Below are 20,366 nucleotides of genomic sequence, written 5' to 3'. Positions count from 1 at the left end.
TTTTATTTTCTTATTTATCAATTAATATCTCGCTCATTTCCAGTTACGCACATCCTCAATCTTTTCCAAAAGGAAGCCGTAATGACTCCGGGTTTCCCGTGAACCGCCGTTCAGTCGGGACTCCATTAATTTCTGTACCCGAATCAACAGCCCATGCCATAAATGCGCCTGATTATCATTAGACAGGTTCGTCACGTAATATTGGAAACCGAATCCTTGTACCGGCAACACGGGATTTATCTCTTTCGCCAGCGTTTCCACTTGAGTCTGCCTTCTCTTCTTGCCATCTCCTAACCGATGATTCGGAATCTGTATCCGTTTCAATATAGCACACACGACCTCATACTGTAAAGTACGTTCAGCCTTCGTGAGATTCCTGCCCTTTATTGTCGATGCCCACACGTGCGCGTATATATCATCAAGATATTCTTTCGGAGAATAACTCTTCGGGTCCCGGTAGTAGCCCAAGGATACCCGTTTCGTGTTCACCAGTTCCTTGGCAAACTTTTTCACCAGAATTTCTGACTTCGGCGTTCCTACTGTCAGGTTTTTAGTCACTTCCGGGGCATCAATCCAATCCAACGTGCGCAATTGCTCCATCACGAATATCGCGGCACGTTTCTGCTTCTCCTTGGGCAACACGCTGAAAGCGATACGCCCGTCCCCGACAAAACTCTCGTTCAAATAATATCCCCCGACATTCAACAAAGCATTTTTCAAGTATCCGGCGAACTGATTGGCAATTCCCCGGTACATATCTATCCGGTAGGTATAATCCCGGTCTTCCGCATCCAACCAACCATTCATGTTTTTCAAGATATATTGCAAATTCTTGATACCGTAAGTCCCGGCTTTCACGGCATCGTCGCTTAAATCTTCGGTCAACGCGCTCGGGTCATATTCGTCGTACACCTGCTGCTTGCCGTAACGATACATCGGATCTCCGGATTTAGCCGCAATCCAAGATTGTACCACACGAAGTTCTTCCTCCGCGTTCTTCGCCTCCGGTACCGGACGATATCCCACTTCAATAGCGTAATAATCATACACACCCAAATCCGGCGGAGTCAAACCGACTCCTTTATCTCCCGGTTGCGCAATATAATTATAACGGGCATAATCCATGATAGAAGGCGTAGTCCCGTATTTCCGGGTAAATGCCGCACTCCTCAACGAATCAGCGGGAAAGGCTGCCGAAGCTGCCATATTATGCATCAATCCAAGACAATGCCCGACCTCGTGAGCAATAATATAACGCAGGCTCTCGTGCATCACTTCATCTGACAATTTAGGGGTACGTACACGCTCGTCCAGTTGTGCCGTCTGCACGAAACGCATCTCGTTCACCAATTTCACGATATCATGATATACAAATACCGAAGCGTTCATAATCTCCCCCGTGCGAGGGTCTACCCAAGAAGGTCCCATGGCATTTTCAACCCCAATCGGTGCATAACGCACGCAAGAGTATTTCAGGTTATCCGGGTCAAATTCCGCATCATCTCTCGGGAAATCCTTCGATTGAACGGCATTCTTAAAACCGATACGCTCGAATGCCTTGTTCCATGTCCGTATGCCTTCATGGATAGCATTCTTCCATGAAGCGGGGAAAGTATTATCCACGTAAAACACGATCGGTTTCACCGGTTCTACAAGTTCTCCCCGCTTGAATTTCTCCATGTCCGAAGGTTCCAGATTCCAACGATGCATAAAATAAGTTCGAGTACTCCGGTCTACATCCATCCCCATATGTACACGAGATGAAACAAAATACCCAACTCTGGGATCCGCCAACCGCCAACGCATCATATCCTCCTTTTCCGGTAACAAAATCATGGAACGATTCACCTTCATGGTTACCTGTTCAGCATGCCGATACCCCGTGTTCTTACGGGTAAGTACCTCGTGATAAGTCAACACCGAACAAATCGAGATATTATCTTCGAATGCTTTAAAAGAGTCCAAGTATGACAACGACTTATTCAATGTCGCTTTTCTCGTCAACAAACCGAATGCCGCAGTCTTTCCATACGGGTCGAAAGGATCCATTCGCTTGTTATCACCCAAAAACATTTCAGTCACATCGAAAACCACCGTGGTAGTGTCCCGATTATAAGCGGCAATTTTAAAGGCTTGCATCAACGGGATAATTGTACTTTTAGCCACAGCCTGTTGCATTCCGACCTCGTCAGCATACACGTTGGGACGAGTGCCATTCGTCACCTCCTGCATATACAGCGTGCTGTCAATAATATTGAATTTCACATGCAACGGCTCCGATGCTTTCTGCCCGACCAACACGTTCCCGTTATTACTGATCTCGCTCACCGTCGTTCCGAGCAGGAACTCCCGGTTCAAAAGATTCATGGGCAACTCGAAGTATAACTTCGCCCCGATCTTATGAATCGTCAGCAATCCCTTTTTAGTTTCCACCTTCTTCCCCCGGAAGAGGCGATCGTACTTCACGGAACGCTTCTGGGGAGCAGGTGCATCCGCCTTCACCTCTTGTTTCTTTTTCCCTTTCGCGGCAACCTCTCCGGTCACAAGAAACAAGAGTCCCATGATGCAGATGAATAACCTGTATATTTTTATTCTCATCTTCAAACACTTAAAGTATTAATCACCCTATTTATTTTGACTTCATAAAATCCTCCACGATAGAAAGCAAATAAGTATAGTGCGCACGAGTTTCATACGAGCCACTGTTTTTCCTTTTTTCCATCACGGCTTTCACTTTTGTCAATAATTGATAATACAAATAGTTATTGTTATTCGTCGACGTGTTGAATACATAATAAATATAGTCAAACCCGGCACGCTCGTTCAATTCATTCATCTGATTCAATGAATGATAGTAATCCAACATATCGCCTTGGAAATTACCTGAAACAACCGGCATATCTCTCAAATGATCAAACAATTCCATTTGTTGATACACGGGTAAATCCGCACGAGGTGACAAAGCATGTACATCCCGATTCATCTCGGCCGCAAGCAATTCATCCACTTCACCTCTGGGAGTGAGAGGATCTGCCCCTTTAATTAAATTCTTCAACACTTCGGTTTGCAGGATACGCTCACATTCCGTGGGATTCGTTCCCTTTATCGCGGAAGCCCAGATACTCTCGTATAAATCCGTCAGATATTCTTCCGGCGAATAAGCATCTTTATCCCGATAAACTGCCAGCGACAAACGTTTCGTGTTCAATAGCGAACCGGCTAGATTTTTCAGCATCAACCGGGCTGTCGATCCGTCCAGCGGCAAATTCTTCACCACGTCGATGTTATCAATCCAATCCATGTCTTTCAATTGTTCAAACAGGAACTGTGCCGAACGTTTCTGCATCTCTTTCGGGACAATGGCAGACGTGGCGTAAGGATCACCGACCATATGCTCATTGATATAGAATCCCCCGATATTCATATTCACGTTATACAAATAACGCATATATTGAGAAGCTATTGCCTGATAAATATGGAATCGATAACTATAATCCGCATCCTGTCCATCCAGCCACTCGTTCAAATGACTCATGATATATTTTAAGTTCTTGATACCGTATTCCCCGGCTTTCACTGCATCGTCACCCAAATCTTCCGTCAAGGAAGTCGGGTCAAATACCCCGTAATAAATTTGTTGTTTCCCGTAACGATACATCGGGTCACCAATCTTATCCTCGATAATTTTGTTCAAGTGAGGAACTTCCTCTTCCGTACTCTTGGCATCCGGGAAGAAACGATATCCCCAGTCTATTGCGTAGAAATCATATACACCCAAACGAGGCGGAGTTAATTTCACCCCTTTGTCTTCGGGCTGAGCAATATAATTAAAACGGGCATAGTCCATAATGGAAGGCGTCGTCCCGTATTTCTCCATAAACTCTTTATCACGATATTTCTCTACCGGGATTGAAGCCGACGAAGCCATATTGTGCATCAAACCGAGGCAGTGCCCAACCTCGTGCGCCACAATATAACGCATACTCTCTTCCAACACATCTTCCGGTAATTTTGTCGTGCGTACACGGGGATCCACTTGCGAAGTCTGCACGAAACGCATATCATTCACCAACTGGATCACATCATGATAAATGAACACCGAAGCTTGAATAATCTCACTATTCCGGGGATCTACCCAAGAGGGGCCCATAGCATTGGCGATACCGATAGGCGCATAATAAACACAGTTATATTTTAAGTTGGCAGGATCAAACTCAGGATCATCTTTCGGGAAATCTTTCGCCACCATCACGTTTTTAAAACCGATCTTCTCGAACGCTTTGTTCCATTCCAACACGCCCTCTTTTACCGGTTTCTTCCATGCTTCCGGGAATTTGTCATCCACGTAGAACACGATCTGTTTCACCGGTTCCACCAACTCCCCTCTTTTATACGCCTCCACGTCTTTCGGACGAATATCCCATTTATTGGCGTAAGTCAGAATCTGCACCTCATCCGCGTACCGAGTCAATTTCTCTTTGGATGAAGTGAAATAACCAATCCGGGGATCCGCCATACGGGCATGCATAACAGGTTCTTCCGGCAAAAGAACAAAAGAACGGTTCACTTTTATCCGCACGGGTTCTTGATAAGCAATCATCACGATTCCCATGTACAACAAATCCTGCGTGTAACTCAGACAAGAGGTAATCGACATATTGTCCTCGAACGATTTCAACTGATCGACATACGACAGGTTCTTTTTAAAAGAAGCCCGACGGGCGCATGCCCCGTACATAGTCTTCTTCCCGTTCGGATCAAAAGGATCAAGCCGCTTGTTGTCGCTCACCAGAAAATCAGTCATCTCAAACACAACGGCAGTACTATCCGCGTTATACGCTTTCACTTTAAATCCCTGCATCACCGGACATCCCACTCCCTGTGCCAAGGCAGCAAGAACACCTTCTTCCTCGTAATCCGTGAATATTTGACGACGAGCTCTATTGGTCACTTCCCTCAATTCCACCGTACTATCGCGAAGTGTAAACTTTATATGTAAGGGTTGTTTCACCTTCTGTCCCACCAATACATTCCCGTTATCACTAATCTCCGAAACGGTGGAACCCAACAACATATCCCGCCCCATCAAGTTTAATGGAAATTCAAAATAGACCTTCCCGTCCATCTTGTGCAATGTAACCATCCCTTTCACTGTTTCCACCTTCTTGCCTTGGAACAGTTTCTCGTAAGGGGTTACCTTTTTCTCCTCTACCTTTTTCTTCTTCCTCGTTCCGGCGCTAAGCGGTTCTGCCGCGGAAAGCACAACAAGACAAGTAACAAAAAACAAAAAAGTTCGTCTCATAATAATCATCATTAATTTTAAAATAATACATACAATATCCTCACAACGAGCAAATTATTTACCCGATGCACATAACAATACTTTTGCAAATCTTATAAACTCACACCTGACAAGCTGGAAAAATACCTTTGGCACACTAGTGATTCGATCTTGTCAAATCTTGCATCACTATTACAGTATTTCCCTTTATCTCAAATTTTATATTTGTTGTCTGTTCCAATAATTCAAGCACATCATGTATATCCGTGTACTTGGGAAGTGTTCCTTTAAAATGATAGTTCTTCAAATTCTCGTTCATATAAAATATATGTACATTATACCAACGAGCTATCTTTCGCAGGATCACATCAATATTCTCTTTGTCAAACTTGAACGTATTCCCCATCCATGCTATATAAACCTCCACGTCCACCTCTCTCACGTTTACTCCATGTTCCGAGTAATACGCCTGTTGTCCCGGGGTTAGAACCACCTTTTCCTGCTCCCGTGTTGTCACCTCCACCTTTCCGGTCTTCAACGTGGTATGGGCGAAAGTTTCATCCATGTAACTCATCACGTTAAACGAGGTTCCTAATGCCCTCACCCCAAAACCTTTAGTTTTCACGATAAACGGTTTATCCGGATTCTTCGCCACCTCGAAGAATGCTTCTCCTTCCAGATAAATCTCTCTCGTTTTTCCGTTAAACGCCACCGGATATTTAAGCTTGGAGCAAGCCCCTAACCATACCTTGGAACCATCCGCCAACTGCATGAAAAACTCCCCGTTAGCCGGAATTTCCAATGTATTATAAATGACTTTTGCATCCTCTCCCCCGGTCGTACCTTGATACACCAATTCCCCGCTATTCCGGTTGGATATCATCGTACCATTCCGCTCACTTAATACCACGTTGTCTTTTCCCAACTCTATCGCGCTACCATCCGACAAACGCAACACGGCTCTCTTGTCCCCGTGGGCAATAGCCGATGCCACCTGCATAACCTCATCACCGGAAAAGCTCTGTTGCAGCATATATATACCCCCAACCAACAAAGGAATAAGCAATATGGCTGCATACCGGAAAATTCTGTTTATCCGGCGTTGTCGGCGAACTTTTTCCATTCTCTCCTTTTCTCGCAAAAACTCCTTAAAAGCCATACGTTTATCAATCGTCCGATACAATTCAATCTTACGTACTAATTCTTTCTCATCCTGCAATCGTTCAAACAACCGCTTGTTCTCCTCCGAAACCACAAGCCATTCATCTACCGTTCTTCGCTCCGCGACAGTGGCTTCCCCGCTGATTACACGGGCGATAGAAAATGATATTTTAAACGACTTGTCAGTTACTTTACTCATCATAGTGTGATTTTATACTCCTAATACACTTAAATCTACCAAAAGGGGGTAATGTAAGTCATATTTTTTTTCAAAAAATACGTTCTTAGCGGCAAAAGGTTCATTTTCAATGAATATACAATCCTACCATGAACCCAAGGTTATCCTACCGTAATCCTATCTCACCCTCGGAGCTATATCGAATACCCGCCCGAACACCACCCAGTGCCGTCGGTCATGTAACGAGAATGATTCCGTGTTATATCGAAGTTGAGGTAGGATTACGGTAGGATAACCCGAGAATAACCATAGGAATAACTCTATCCCCCCTTATCTCGCTCTACACCCATGGTAAATCCCAAGAAAAGTAACCGTAATAATCTCCCACGTTCGTGTTTCCTCCGTTTGTACTCTTATGTTACTATATAAAAGATTATAGCAACATAAAAGCGGAAATGTAGCATACACGACCGTGAGAGATTATTACCCCGGTTCAACTAATGCTTCTCCACGGCTACACTCCCTTTCAACTTATAGAATAAAAACAACTCTCACAAATGAATAAAGAATCGAGCCGTTTCCTCCAAGGTATGAAAACGGAAATCAGGTAACGTTTTCAACAATTTGGCACTGGAATAACGGGATTTATTTTGAGAGGAACGGGCGGTTTCACGTGTAAAAGCCGATTTCTTTCCTGTAAACAAGGAAAAGAAAGCGAGCAAACGCCAAGCTAAAGAAGTCATCCAAGGCGCCATCCGTATATATGGCGGTCGTTTCCCCGCGGCACGGGCTATCACGGCAAACAACTCCTTGTAAGAATAATTTCCACCGCAAAGCACGAACCGTTCTCCCCGGATGGAAGAAATATTTACCAAACGAATCATTACCTCGCAAACATCCCTCACATCCACGTAACCGTTCACCCCATCGGTGTAAAAAGGCATTCCTTTCCGGGCTTGCTCGAACAACTTGGCACTACTACGTCCCCGAAGTCCGGTACCCAGAATAATCGCCGGGTTGACAATGACAGCCTCCATCCCTTTCCGCACGTAATCCCACACGATCTTCTCGGACGCTCCCTTACTACCCGAATAAAGCGAATGAACAGAGCCGGGGATTTCGGGTGTATCCTCGTCAATAATGACACTCTCGTCAGGAGCATCCCCCAAGGCGGCAATAGAACTCACGAAACAGAGCCGCACGCGATGTTGTAGGCAAAGGGAACATATATTCTCTGTTCCCCGGATATTCGTCTGCAACAGAGTATCCCGGTCGCTCCCGTTAAAAGAAACCATCGCCGCGCAGTGGTACACCGTGTGGACTTTCTCCCCGTACGGGGAGATGGATTCCCCATCCAACACGTCACCCTCTACCCATGTTACACGAGAAACAGCTTCTTCCGGGGATGAGAAATAACGAGAAAAGAGAGCCATTGTCTCCTCGACACGACTCTCTTTTCTTTTTAATGCTATGATTTTCTCGCCCGAACGAGCCAGATGACACAACAAATGGCTACCCAATAACCCGGTAGCCCCGGTTACCATTACTGCCAATTAAACACGATGTTTTGTTTCACATCGGGATGCAAACTCAAATGCACGGGACAAGTATGCGCCACACGTTCCAGAATCTTTTTCTCTTTCTCGGTATACCCGTTCGCCGGGAAATTAAAGATCACATCAATCTCCGCTATACGGCGAGGCTCTGCAGCCATCTTCTTGGTGATCTCGATGTCAGTTCCTGTCAGGTCGATTCCGTTATTTTGGGCATAAATTCCCATGATTGTCATGGCACAGGCCGCCAAAGAAGTAGAACACAAATCGGTCGGAGAAAAAGCCTCCCCCTTACCGTTATTATCCGTCGGCGCATCCGTGATGATCGTCGTACCACTCTGTAAATGCGTGCATTCCACGCGTAAACCTCCTAAATATTTTGCTTTTACTGTTGCCATACTCTCTTTTTTTAGATTTAACTCTCCAAAAGTAATCATTTCCGGACAGCTTTACAAGAGAAGAGGTCGGTGAAAAAAACATTTCCGCAACCTCATGGACGCTGTCACCCTTACAAACCCTAGGTGTCAGCTTTTCCTTTCGGTTTTGTAAATTTTGAATTAATTCCCTAAATTATCAAGATTTATCCAATGATTCTCGATTTCTAGCACAATTTTTGATATACCTCTAGTATCCCTATTGACACTTTTCTTATGCCGGGTGGCATTCATATTCCTACCACACCACACACACGACAGAAGCCACCCGGTTCTTTCTAAAACAAATCAATAGCTTCACGCACGTACTTGATACGCATATTGGAACCCGTGACAATCACGAGGTCGAAACGTATTTCCCGATGTATATTCTTTTTCGTGAGATAAGCAGCCCCGGCAGCTTGCAGACTTTGCTTTTTCTTGTAATCCAACAACTCGAAAATATCCACCTCTTCGCTCGTCCGGGTTTTCACCTCGACCACGACAAGCATCTCTCCGTCCAAACACACGAAATCCAATTCCCGACGTCCGATTCGCCAATTACGTTCCAAAACAGTATATCCCAGATCTAACAGATAAAGATACACCTTATCTTCTCCCAACTTTCCAAATTCATTATGCCAAGCCATAGTCAAGTCTTCCCCTAATTTACAGGCTAAAAAGAGTTCCGCAATGTTATATAAATCTAAGATAAAAGCAAAATATTTTGCATGAAAATCCTTGAAAGGAGTCATTTTAGAATTTCAAGTGGTTTATTTTGAGAGAGGTTTATTACCTCGAAGTTTTGAATTCTAATCGGAATTGCCTATCTTTGTAAGGTTTTTGGGAAAAGTAGTAGTTATGGCTAAAAAAAGAGTTTTATTTATATCTCAAGAGATTGTACCTTATCTTCCTGATTCCGAAATGGCTAATATCGGAAGATATTTACCTCAGGGGATTCAAGAAAAAGGTAAAGAAATCAGAACGTTCATGCCGCGTTACGGCTGTATCAATGAAAGACGCAATCAATTGCACGAGGTCATCCGGTTATCCGGGATGAATTTGATTATCAATGACACTGACCATCCTTTGATTATCAAGGTTGCATCCATACAATCTGCTAGAATGCAGGTGTATTTCATTGACAACGAAGATTATTTTCAACGCAAACACACGATCGCCGATGAAGACGGAACATTTTTTCCCGATAACGACGAACGTTCGATATTTTTCGCACGGGGTGTTTTCGAAACGGTACGCAAACTAAGATGGGCGCCGGACTTGATCTATTGTCAGGGATGGTTTACCGCGTTGATTCCGCTTTACCTCAAAAAAGAGTACCATGATGACCCGGTATTCTCCAAAACAAAAGTGGTGTTCTCCACTTACAACGATAGATTCGAGGGGAAATTGGATAGCAAATTCGAGGAGAAAGCTATAACGGAAGGTGTTGCGCGCAAAGACTTGGCACTGTTAAAAGATCCGACACACACGAATATCAACAAATTGGCATTCCAATACGCGGATGGCATCATCTTTAATCACAAGGACGTGGATGACGAACTTCGTACTTTCGCCAGCGAATTGAAGAAACCGACCTTGGAGTACCCCGGGGAGCAATGCTATATCGATGCATACTCCGACTTTTTTGACAAAATAATCGAATAAACATAGAAACAAGCGGCAATGGTTGTTAGCCGCTTGTTTTATTATTAACAAATATATAAAACACGACAAACATTATGTGTGGTATTGTGGGATACATCGGACCCAAAGAAGCCTGTCCGATCTTAATCAATGGTCTGAAACGCCTGGAATACCGGGGATACGATTCTGCCGGGATCGCGTTGATTCACAACGATGACATCAGAGTTTACAAATGCAAGGGAAGAGTGCTCGACCTCGAACAACACATGGAACTCGAAGACACGAGTGCCACGATCGGGATGGGGCATACGCGCTGGGCTACCCACGGTGAGCCGAATGACGCGAACGCTCACCCGCATACTTCCATGAACGGTCTTTTCTCTATCGTGCACAACGGTATTATCGAGAATCATTCCCTGTTGAAAGAAAAATTACAGGCAAGAGGATACGCGTTCAAAAGCGAAACCGACACGGAAGTATTGGCAAACCTCATCGAGTACATATACTTGAAAGGTCAGATAAATGCAGAAAACGCGGTTCGTCTGGCTCTGACCAAAGTAATCGGTGCCTACGGGCTCGTTGTTTTGTGCAAAGCGGAGGCGGATCAACTCGTGGTGGCACGCAAAGGCAGTCCTCTGGTAATCGGAGTGGGACAAGGCGAGTATTTCGTGGCATCTGACGCCACGCCTATCGTGGAATACACGAAAAACGTGATTTACCTGAACGACGATGATGTCGCTATCCTGAAAAGAGACGAGATGATCTTGAAAACGATCAAGAATACCCCGGTTTCTTTAAGCATCCAACACGTGGATATCGACATCGAGAAAATAGAAAAAGGCGGTTTCCCGCACTTCATGTTGAAGGAGATTTTCGAACAAGTAAATTCTATCTATGACACTATCCGGGGACGGGTGAACGTGGATGCCTCCGAGATTTACCTTGGTGGTATCTCTGAAATCATCCCGAAGATGGTAAACGCGCACCGGATTATCATTATCGGTTGCGGAACGTCATGGCATGCCGGACTAGTCGGCGAGTACATGCTGGAAGAATTTACCCGTATCCCGGTAGAAGTGGAATACGCTTCGGAATTCCGTTATCGCAACCCGATAGTGAATGAAAACGATATCGTGATAGCCATCTCCCAAAGTGGAGAAACAGCCGACACATTGGCAGCTATCAAGTATGCCAAAACACACGGGGCCACGGTTATAGGCATTTGCAACGTAGTCGGTTCAAGCATCGCACGCGAAACGGATGCCGGGGTATACACCCACGCGGGACCGGAAATCGGTGTCGCCTCCACGAAAGCGTTCACCGCCCAAATATCGGTACTTGCCATGATGGCTTTGCAAATAGGTCACCGTAAGGGGACACTGGCAGACGATATATATAAAAAATATATCAACGAACTCTATAACCTACCGGATAAGGTCAAAGCTATACTGGAAAAGGACAACATAATCAAAGAAATTTCCGCTATCTACAAGGACTCCACGAATGCCATTTATCTGGGAAGAGGTTGTCAATTCCCCGTGGCTCTCGAAGGAGCGTTGAAGTTGAAAGAAATTTCCTACATCCATGCCGAAGGATACCCGGCAGCGGAGATGAAACACGGTCCCATCGCCTTGATTGACGAGAATATGCCCGTGTTCGCCATTGCCACGAACGACAATTACTACGATAAAATCGTTTCCAACATCAAAGAAGTACAGTCCCGCAAAGGACACGTGATCGCTCTGGTAAACGATAACGACACGCAAGTCACAAAACTAGCGGAACACGTGATCGAAATTCCCGAAACACTGGAATTCCTTTCCCCGCTGCTGAACGTGATTCCATTACAACTCATCTCCTATCACATTGCAGTGATGAGAGGCTGTAACGTGGATATGCCGCGCAACCTTGCAAAATCGGTAACTGTAGAATAAAGCAATAAAAAAGGGGTTTTAAAAACCCCTTTTTTATTGCTTTAACGATTGCTGCCATTTCCACACGTTCCTCATCGTGTCCTCGATCGGTGTCGCAGCCTTCCATCCCAACTCTTTATTCGCTAAAGTCGTATCAGCCCACACCTTCTCGATATCACCGGCACGACGTCCCACGATTTTGTAATTCACCTTTACCCCGGTTGCTCGCTCAAAAGCATGGATGATCTCCAACACGGAAAGCCCTTTTCCCGTCCCGATATTGAAAAACTCGTAATTCGCCTTATTCTTACCCTCGAGCAAACGGCGAATAGCCACCACATGAGCTTTTGCCAAATCCACCACGTCAATATAATCACGTAAAGGTGACCCGTCGGGTGTATTATAATCATCACCGAACACACTCAATTGCTCCCGGATACCGATAGCGGTCTGTGTCAGGTAAGGAATCAGATTATTCGGCACGCCATTGGGCAACTCCCCGATTAAGGCAGTCGGGTGCGCCCCTATCGGGTTGAAATAACGCAAAGCCAATGCGTTCATCTTCGTTTCCACCTTCATCAAGTCACGGATAATATCTTCACTCATCACCTTGGTGTTCCCGTAAGGCGATTCGGCCTCGTGGCGAGGAGTCTTTTCCGTCACGGGAAGTACATCCGCTTGCCCGTATACCGTGCAAGAAGAAGAGAATACCAGATTCGGCACTTGAAACTCACGCATTGCATCGAGCACGTTCATCAATGAATTCAAGTTATTGAAATAATACTCCAACGGCTTATGCACGGATTCGCCCACCGCTTTCAACGCGGCAAAATGAATCACCGCCTTGATATCCGAATGGCGAATAAAAAAATCTCTCGTTGCCACCCGATCGGTAAGATCAATCTCCTCGAATTCGGGACGAATACCCGTGATCTTCTCGATCCCGTCCAACACGTCAATACTTGAATTTACTAGATTATCGGCTATAATCACGTCATAACCACTCTGTTGAAGTTCCACCACCGTGTGGGACCCGATATACCCCGTACCTCCTGTCACAAAAATTTTCATACACCAATAATTTTTTCTCAATTTATAACAATCTGTGTGTCTGTAATAGACAGAACAAAGTAAATAATAATAATCCGAAATGCCTAAAATGAGTTTGACAACCTTGCGTTTTTTCTTACCTTTGCCGTATGAATAAATACGTTGAACACATAGAAGAATTGTTATATCTGCATGATTGCGTGATAGTCCCCGGGCTAGGAGGCTTTATCTGCAACTATACCGGAGCAACGATCAACGACAAGACAGGGATGATCATCCCCCCTGCCAAAAAGGTCGTGTTCAACAAACACTTGAAACAGAATGACGGACTTTTGATCAATTGGATCGCCCGCAAGGAACAAATCGATTACGAGAAAGCACAACGCCGCCTCGCCTTATTCCGCGAAGAGGTAAAAGTAAGATTGAACCAAAAGCAAAAAGTAGACTTCGGCAAAATAGGGACGCTCAGTGTAGACCGCCGTTTCAATATTCTCTTCGAATCTGCTAACCACAACTTCCTGCCCGACGTCATGGGAATGGAAGCAATGCCCCTCGTGGCAAACGGCAAAAAAGTTAAGAAGACAAACGGAGAATACATAAATACCGAATCCGGAAACCTAGTTACCCGTCTGTTCAAATTCGGACTATCGGCAGCCATGATCGCGGGAATCGTGGTACTCTCGCAACAGGATATATTCCAAGGGGACACAGCCGCCAACTTGAGTAATATGCAACCCGCATCCATGAAAAGTAAATTGATTCAAACGGAGGAAACGGCAAAGATTTCTCCCGACTGTGATTTCGTGGATTACGATCCCGTTATTGATTTGACCGGGAAGTCAATCTCACAATGACAACAATCAGGTAAGCCGGAATAATTATAAACAATGCCTCTTGACGCATAGCCCAAAGTAATAGCAGGACTATCCCAAAAAATATCATCCAATTATAATTCTTCCTATAACCATGGCATGATATGAGCACATAAACAGGTATCATCCAAGTCAACGCTTTCACTCCCCACACGGCAAAACCAATCATAATAGTACTCACGAAACAATACAAAAGACTATTCTCTTTCCATGAAAAATTAGTCAATTTCAAAGAAAACATGGGTACCTCACTAATCAACAATAATGCTAATACAAAGGAACATCCTGCTAAAAGCCAAGGATTACCCCACGTCGTCTTGAAAAACTCCGGCTGGTAATAGAAACAAAACACCAACATCACCCAAAACAACGCGTTCGAGGGAGTCGGCAACCCGATAAACGAATGTGTCTGCCGGGTATCGAGATTGAATTTAGCCAAACGATAAGCAGAAAAAGCAGGCACCAACAAGGGAACAGCCGACAGCACCCGTTCCACCCAATAATATGTCTCTCCCGGAGCAAAAGAACAAAATGTTTCCCGAATCAGGAAATACGCCATCACCGCCGGCATCACACCGAAACTCACCATATCCGCCAAAGAATCGAGTTCTTTCCCCATATCCGATTTCACGTGTAGAAGGCGTGCGGCAAAACCGTCAAAAAAATCAAACACCATGGCAAGAATCACCAGCCATGCAGCGATTAGCAAATTACCGTTAAACGCCATATAAATAGCCAACGCTCCGGAAGTAACATTCAGACACGTGATCAGATTTGGGATATGTTTTTTCATGGACTATACTTTTATGATTCGAACACGAAAATACTTCTTTTTACAATAGGTAAACTACATTTTTATTACTTTTGTTGCAAAATTGTTATCGACATGGCTAAATTTCTCATTATTAGATTCAGTTCCATCGGAGATATCATCCAATGCATGAACGTGGTAAACGGGATCAAAAATCACTTCCCGGACGCAGAAATACACTGGATTGCCCGTAAAGACATGGGCTCTTTTCTCAATATGGACAAACGTATCGACCGGGTTTGGGGATTTGACAAGAAAACGGGGTTGAAAGGTTTACTTCGCATGGCAAAAGAACTGAAAGCCGAGAAATTCGATTACATTTATGACGCACACAGTAATATCCGCTCGAACATATTGAAAGCCGTGTTATTACCTCCCTTTTACTCTTTGTTCCCGAGAGGACCGCACTACACGCTACGCGGCAAAGAACGGTGGAAACGTTTCTTGCTTTTCAAACTGGGAATCAACAAATTCGACAAACCCTTCCGGGGTATCATTTCTTACCGGAAACCTCTCGCGAAATGGAGTATCACGAATTTCGAATCGGATTATTCCGACTGGTGCTTCCCCGAAGAATACAAAGAACACTTTGCCCGCACCTTTACCCCGAAGACCATTACCCTAGTTCCCTCGGCCAACTGGGAAATGAAACGCTGGCCAGTCAGCCATTGGCAGCAAGTTATCCAACTTATGCCGGAATACCGATTTATCATTCTCGCCGGACCGACAGACACATTCTGTGAAACAATCAAAGCCATCGCCCCCGAACGAGTGAACAACCTCGCCGGACAAACCTCTCTGTTGGAATCCTGTTACCTAGTGAAGCAATCTCACCTTGTCATCAGTGGCGATACCGGCTTCCTGCATGCCGCCGATCTGTTCCACACGCCCTCCATAGCCTTGATGGGTCCCACCGCGTTCGGTTTCCCCACCGGAAAAGAAGCCGAAGTCATGGAAGTAAACCTTCCCTGTCGTCCCTGCACGAAAGACGGTAGAGGAAAATGCAAACAACCCGTCTGGCAAAAATGTATGGTCGACATCACCCCCCAAGCAGTAGCCCAAAAAGCTAAAGCTATTTTAGATTTTAAATTTCAAATTTTAGATTGAAAAACTACTCCTCCGACTCCCCCTTATCATGTCTTAATGTCACGTAGAAAGTTGTACCCTCGTTCTCTTCGCTCTCGAAAGAGATCGTTCCACCCATACTCTCTATAATCTTGTACGACATTGCCAGTCCGAGTCCGGTACCACCTGATTTGGTCGTGAAATTCGGTTCGGAAATCTTATCCCGGATACCTTCCGGAATACCACAACCGTTATCCCGCACGAACAAAATAATCTTGCCCAATGCCGTCTTCAACTGCACGTGAACGTGTCCTTCCCGGTCTTCCGGGATACTTTGTTCCGCGTTTTTCAGCAGATTCACAACCACCCGGTTCACCTGATCCCGATCTCCATATACAAAAACACCCGGCTCTATGTCACATGTCATGTTCGCCACGTTCTCGTGGAACAACTTGGCACACCCATCCACAAGCTCACTCAGATCAAACCACTCATTATTCGCCACCTGTAATTTAGCAAAATCAGAGAATGCGGAAGCGATAGACGCCATGTGGTCTATCTGCTCGATCAAAACCGAAGATATATCTTTAAACCGCAGCCGAACTTCCTCAATATCCCCTTTCTGCAAAGTACGTTGCATAAATTGCAAATTCAACTTCATCGGCGTTAGCGGATTCTTAATCTCATGCGCTATCTGCCTTGCCATCTCCCTCCAAGCACTCTCGCGTTCGGACTTCGCCAATTGCTTGACATTCGCTTCCAGTTTATCCACCATCGCGTTGTACTCCTTCACCAGTAACCCGATTTCATCTTTCTGGTTATAAATAATTTTCTCGTTCTTACCCCCTACCCGCATCCGTCTCAACTTATCGTTCACGACCTGCAACGGCTTCGTGATTCGCTCGGCAACCACGCTGGATAAAATAAAAGCCAATACCATAACAATCATCGCGATATTCACCGCGACTATCACGGTCAGGAAAATATCTTTGTTCAGCTCTTCCCCTTTGGTAAAATAAGGAATACTCAACACGTATCTCTCTCCCGATTCCAGCACTAGCGGCATATAAACCGCCATATAGATCATCTCGGCAATCCGTTCGTCCTGCACGAAACTCATTTGCTCTTGCGTCACGACTTTCCTGTAAGCCTCGGGATTCAACAATGTCCCGTCAAACCCTTTCTCGAAAATCATCGGTCGGGAAGTAGCAACCAACTCACCACCCCAATTATAAACATTAATATCAACCCAAAGCACATCCGCCAATCTCCTCAACGCCGTCTCGATCTCCGGACACTTATCCGCATCCACGCAATTGTAGCGCTCCAACTCGCTCGTGATATACTTCGACACCTGAACAAGCGTTTCACTGTGCCGACGTTCGAAACTAGCGGCATTCCCGACGATACTCATAATCGTCATAAGCACGAACAAACCGGCAACCAGCGAAATAATATTACTTTTGATCCTTGACTTCAAACTCACTTGACGGAAATTTTCCCACCCGCCGTCAAACCGGAAAAACATCCCGTAAGACGTCAGTATAGCACTCACGAAAATAGCGTACAACAGGTTCATATAGTACAACGCAAACACGTCATCCGCCAGACTGACAACGCAAATACCTTCCTCTTTAATCGGAACGATCATGTGGGAATACCCGTCCACATTAATCGTGCGGGCATGCTCGTATGCCCCGAAACGCTCGGTAGAGCGCGGGTAATTAAAAGTTCCGTCAGCATCTACAAGCACCCCCTTCCGGTACTTGGCATACGAATAGGGATACACGAATTCATTCTCCAAATCTGTCTCCCGCGACAATATCTGCGCATACCCTATTCCCTCGTGTCCTTTCTTAGAAGTAAAACGGATATACAGGCAACTGCCGTTCTTCACGTCCGGCAACATATAACGCCCCAAGTACACGTTCTGTCCGTCAAACAGATCAATATTATAAAATAAAGTACTATCCACTCTTATCCCGAGACTGTCTATCATACCGTCGTAATAATCATAGCAACCGTATTTCACGTGTTTCGGAGTTACCAGTATGGTATCCCGTCCCGTGCATATAATAGTTTCGCAATCATAGTAAAATCCCGTCATATCCAGCAATTCTTCCGAAATATACCGGGCCAGCACCTTCTCGTCCCCGACACTGATCAGTGAATCGACCTTCGTACTTTTCATGATCTCATTGTTGATCTCGACCAACTTCTCCTCGAACACGGGATCAACTTCTTTCACGATCTGGACGATATAATCGGCACGAATTTTCAACTCGCGTTCCATCTCGTTACTCTTGGCCAAAAAGATGATATAAACGCAAACCACCACGAGAGCAAGCATAAATACGCTTTTCTGGGCATCCATCTTCATCAGGTAAATCCCCAGTATAAACAAAAGGTAAAGCGACAAAGTAAACAAGCACTCCAAAGGAGTCAACGAAAAATTAAAGAAATAACAAAGAGCCGCGCAAAACAAGATCACGATTGTCACCCCGAGCAACGCTTGTTTCATCGTGAAAAGGTTCCGAAAATAACGGACGGAACTATTGATCAACACGATAAATCCCATACCCGCGATAATCAAAGTTACAAACGCTACCACGGACGAGAAATCGACATTAATCAGACGAGCTATATTCAAACTGATAGACGTACTCTCTATCAACGTCTTGATTGAAAAATGAAGCAAATTCGTGTAGATAAAAGCCACGAACACGAAGCCCGCGAGAAAAAGCCACCGATAGCGCATCAAACGGTATTCATTATATCTTATCCGCAACTTATTGAACGTGATAAAAAGATAATGTGCCAAACAAAACATCGTCACGAACAAATCTCCCACCGAGACAATAAACGAGCCGCCTCCGGCCACCTTGCTGTTCGCGAAGATCGACAAATGATAAAGCGAGTACGGCACCTGAAACCTCACCATGATTACCCGCAGCAGAATCAACAGGCAGAGGAACCCAAACGAATGTCCCACCTGTTCCCTGAAACTCACGGAGCGATCCAGCGATATCTCGTAAGCATAAAACAAGAGATAGAGAAACACGAAATAGAGTACCAGCAAAAAATAATTCGGCAATGTATCCCCGTACCCCACGTTACTCTCGATCTTGAACAGCGCTTTCCCGTCCCGGCTATATATCGTGTACCCTCCCTCTTCCCATACATTCTTGATCGTCACTTTACTGGCATCATCCAGATTACTCCCGAACCGCGGGTTAAAATGATTCTTCACGTAACTGCTGGAATAAGGATAATCCTCTTTAATAAATAAAAGCCCGTAATACTCCATGTCCCCGATAAACCGCTTTCGGACATCAAAATACAAATTATTCAACTTCACTAACTCGCCCCCCTCCTTCAAACGCTCGTATAGGTTGGGAGTCCCCACCCGTTCGTCACTCCAGTACACCAATTGCCCATTCTTGAAGCCGAGCAGGATCGAATTCCGCATCCGCCAGTTACTTTTGGAAATCTGAGTATTCTCGTCCAACTTCTGCAACTGTTCGTCCAAATGCTTCTCTTCCGCTTGCAATTGAGCCTGAAAAAGAGCGACTTGGGAATCCGCCGACCAATCACTCAAAGAGGTTTCCCACAACGAAGCCACCAAGAGACATCCCATGGCCAAGGCTAACACGAGCCAAAACTTTCTCATTCTTTTTCTAATCCCCGACTTACTCATGATGATAAGGTTCTCCTTTCAATATTGTCATTGCCCTGTATAATTGCTCCGTGAAAATCATCCGCACCATCTGGTGCGAGAATGTCATCTTGGATAACGAAATCTTCATATTCGCACGTTTATAAACTTCCTCGGCAAACCCGTATGGTCCCCCGATCACGAATACCATTCGCTTAATACTTGTCAGCATCTTCTGTGCCAAAAACTCCGCGAACGCCTTAGAAGTGTATTCATTTCCACGCTCATCCAACAAAACCACGAAATCCGACGCCTCCAATTGTCCCCGTATCAACTCCCCTTCCCTCTCTTTCTGTTGCACCTCACTCATATTCTTCGTGTTCCGTACATCCGGAATCACCTTCATCTCATAAGGAATATAATATTTCAACCGCTTCTCGTACTCGGCAATCCCCGCCCGCACAAACTCAGCATCCGTCTTTCCTATCACTAGCAAACAAACTTTCACACCACAATATTTTTTCTATTACACTAAAATGTTCATCTACACGCAAATGTAGATAAAAATACCATATCTTCCGCAAATCGTTAAAAAAAAGCACACCAATATTTGCCCGAATTTCAAGAAAACACTATATTTGCACCCGTTAAAGCTAACCACTTTAGCACACGCAAGTGTAGGTCCTATAGCTCAGCTGGTTAGAGCACCTGACTCATAATCAGGGGGTCCTTGGTTCAAGCCCAAGTGGGACCACTTGAAAATAAAG

General features: G+C 45.0%; 14 protein-coding genes and 1 tRNA gene. 5 read left to right on the top strand and 10 right to left on the bottom strand.

All coding sequences use genetic code 11. The features are described from left to right. Positions 1 to 33: 33 nt before the first annotated feature. From CS948_RS01190 to CS948_RS01165, 6 genes are all read right to left on the bottom strand, one after another. Positions 34 to 2,598 (bottom strand): zinc-dependent metalloprotease, encoded by a 2,565-nt coding sequence (locus tag CS948_RS01190; RefSeq protein WP_099289920.1) that lies wholly within the window; start codon positions 2,596 to 2,598, stop codon positions 34 to 36. Positions 2,599 to 2,629: 31 nt separating this feature from the next. Beyond that, complete coding sequence (locus CS948_RS01185) at positions 2,630 to 5,302, bottom strand: zinc-dependent metalloprotease (protein ID WP_255301823.1); 2,673 nt, start codon at positions 5,300 to 5,302, stop codon at positions 2,630 to 2,632. A gap of 136 nt (positions 5,303 to 5,438) precedes the next feature. Continuing rightward, entirely contained in the window at positions 5,439 to 6,641 is a 1,203-nt protein-coding gene (locus tag CS948_RS01180) for a FecR family protein (protein ID WP_176554855.1), read from the bottom strand. Between the two features lie 530 nt (positions 6,642 to 7,171). Then, entirely contained in the window at positions 7,172 to 8,164 is a 993-nt protein-coding gene (locus tag CS948_RS01175) for an NAD-dependent epimerase/dehydratase family protein (RefSeq protein WP_099289917.1), read from the bottom strand. Next, positions 8,164 to 8,571, bottom strand: coding sequence for an OsmC family protein (locus CS948_RS01170; RefSeq protein ID WP_099289916.1), 408 nt, complete (start codon positions 8,569 to 8,571; stop codon positions 8,164 to 8,166). The genes CS948_RS01175 and CS948_RS01170 overlap by 1 nt, the downstream gene beginning before the upstream one ends. Before the next feature lie 314 nt (positions 8,572 to 8,885). Next, the gene (locus tag CS948_RS01165; RefSeq protein ID WP_099290046.1) at positions 8,886 to 9,236 is read right to left on the bottom strand and encodes a YraN family protein; all 351 of its coding nucleotides are present in this window, start codon (positions 9,234 to 9,236) and stop codon (positions 8,886 to 8,888) included. 211 nt (positions 9,237 to 9,447) lie between these two features. Between CS948_RS01165 and CS948_RS01160 the strand changes: the two genes are divergently transcribed. Continuing rightward, positions 9,448 to 10,254 carry a glycogen/starch synthase gene (locus CS948_RS01160; protein ID WP_099289915.1) on the top strand — a complete coding sequence of 269 codons (807 nt, stop codon included), beginning with the start codon at positions 9,448 to 9,450 and terminating at the stop codon, positions 10,252 to 10,254. Between the two features lie 74 nt (positions 10,255 to 10,328). Further along, a complete protein-coding gene (gene glmS / locus CS948_RS01155; RefSeq protein ID WP_099289914.1) occupies positions 10,329 to 12,167 on the top strand; it encodes a glutamine--fructose-6-phosphate transaminase (isomerizing) in 1,839 nt (612 codons plus the stop codon). Positions 12,168 to 12,200: 33 nt separating this feature from the next. Here glmS and galE read toward each other — a convergent pair whose 3' ends face one another. Then, entirely contained in the window at positions 12,201 to 13,217 is a 1,017-nt protein-coding gene (gene galE / locus CS948_RS01150) for a UDP-glucose 4-epimerase GalE (RefSeq protein WP_099289913.1), read from the bottom strand. Between the two features lie 128 nt (positions 13,218 to 13,345). On the opposite strand from galE, the gene CS948_RS01145 reads away from it, so the two are divergent. Continuing rightward, positions 13,346 to 14,050: a hypothetical protein gene (locus CS948_RS01145; RefSeq protein WP_099289912.1), complete on the top strand. Its 705-nt coding sequence runs from the start codon at positions 13,346 to 13,348 to the stop codon at positions 14,048 to 14,050. Here CS948_RS01145 and pssA read toward each other — a convergent pair. Next, positions 14,016 to 14,861 (bottom strand): CDP-diacylglycerol--serine O-phosphatidyltransferase, encoded by an 846-nt coding sequence (pssA, locus tag CS948_RS01140; protein WP_099289911.1) that lies wholly within the window; start codon positions 14,859 to 14,861, stop codon positions 14,016 to 14,018. The two genes, CS948_RS01145 and pssA, sit on opposite strands and share 35 nt — an antisense overlap. Positions 14,862 to 14,954: 93 nt before the next feature. Between pssA and CS948_RS01135 the strand changes: the two genes are divergently transcribed. After that, entirely contained in the window at positions 14,955 to 15,986 is a 1,032-nt protein-coding gene (locus CS948_RS01135) for a glycosyltransferase family 9 protein (RefSeq protein WP_099289910.1), read from the top strand. A 4-nt stretch (positions 15,987 to 15,990) separates the two neighbouring features. Here CS948_RS01135 and CS948_RS01130 read toward each other — a convergent pair whose 3' ends face one another. Both CS948_RS01130 and rlmH read right to left on the bottom strand, forming a co-directional pair. After that, entirely contained in the window at positions 15,991 to 19,614 is a 3,624-nt protein-coding gene (locus CS948_RS01130) for a HAMP domain-containing sensor histidine kinase (protein WP_176554854.1), read from the bottom strand. Positions 19,615 to 19,633: 19 nt separating this feature from the next. Continuing rightward, positions 19,634 to 20,107, bottom strand: coding sequence for a 23S rRNA (pseudouridine(1915)-N(3))-methyltransferase RlmH (gene rlmH / locus CS948_RS01125; protein ID WP_099289908.1), 474 nt, complete (start codon positions 20,105 to 20,107; stop codon positions 19,634 to 19,636). A 172-nt stretch (positions 20,108 to 20,279) separates the two neighbouring features. On the opposite strand from rlmH, the gene CS948_RS01120 reads away from it, so the two are divergent. Beyond that, a tRNA-Ile gene (locus CS948_RS01120) sits at positions 20,280 to 20,353 on the top strand. Positions 20,354 to 20,366: the final 13 nt, after the last annotated feature.

The sequence above is a fragment of the Butyricimonas sp. Marseille-P3923 genome (assembly GCF_900184685.1).
Lineage (GTDB): Bacteria > Bacteroidota > Bacteroidia > Bacteroidales > Marinifilaceae > Butyricimonas > Butyricimonas muris.
This window is presented reverse-complemented; position numbering and strand designations above follow the sequence as displayed.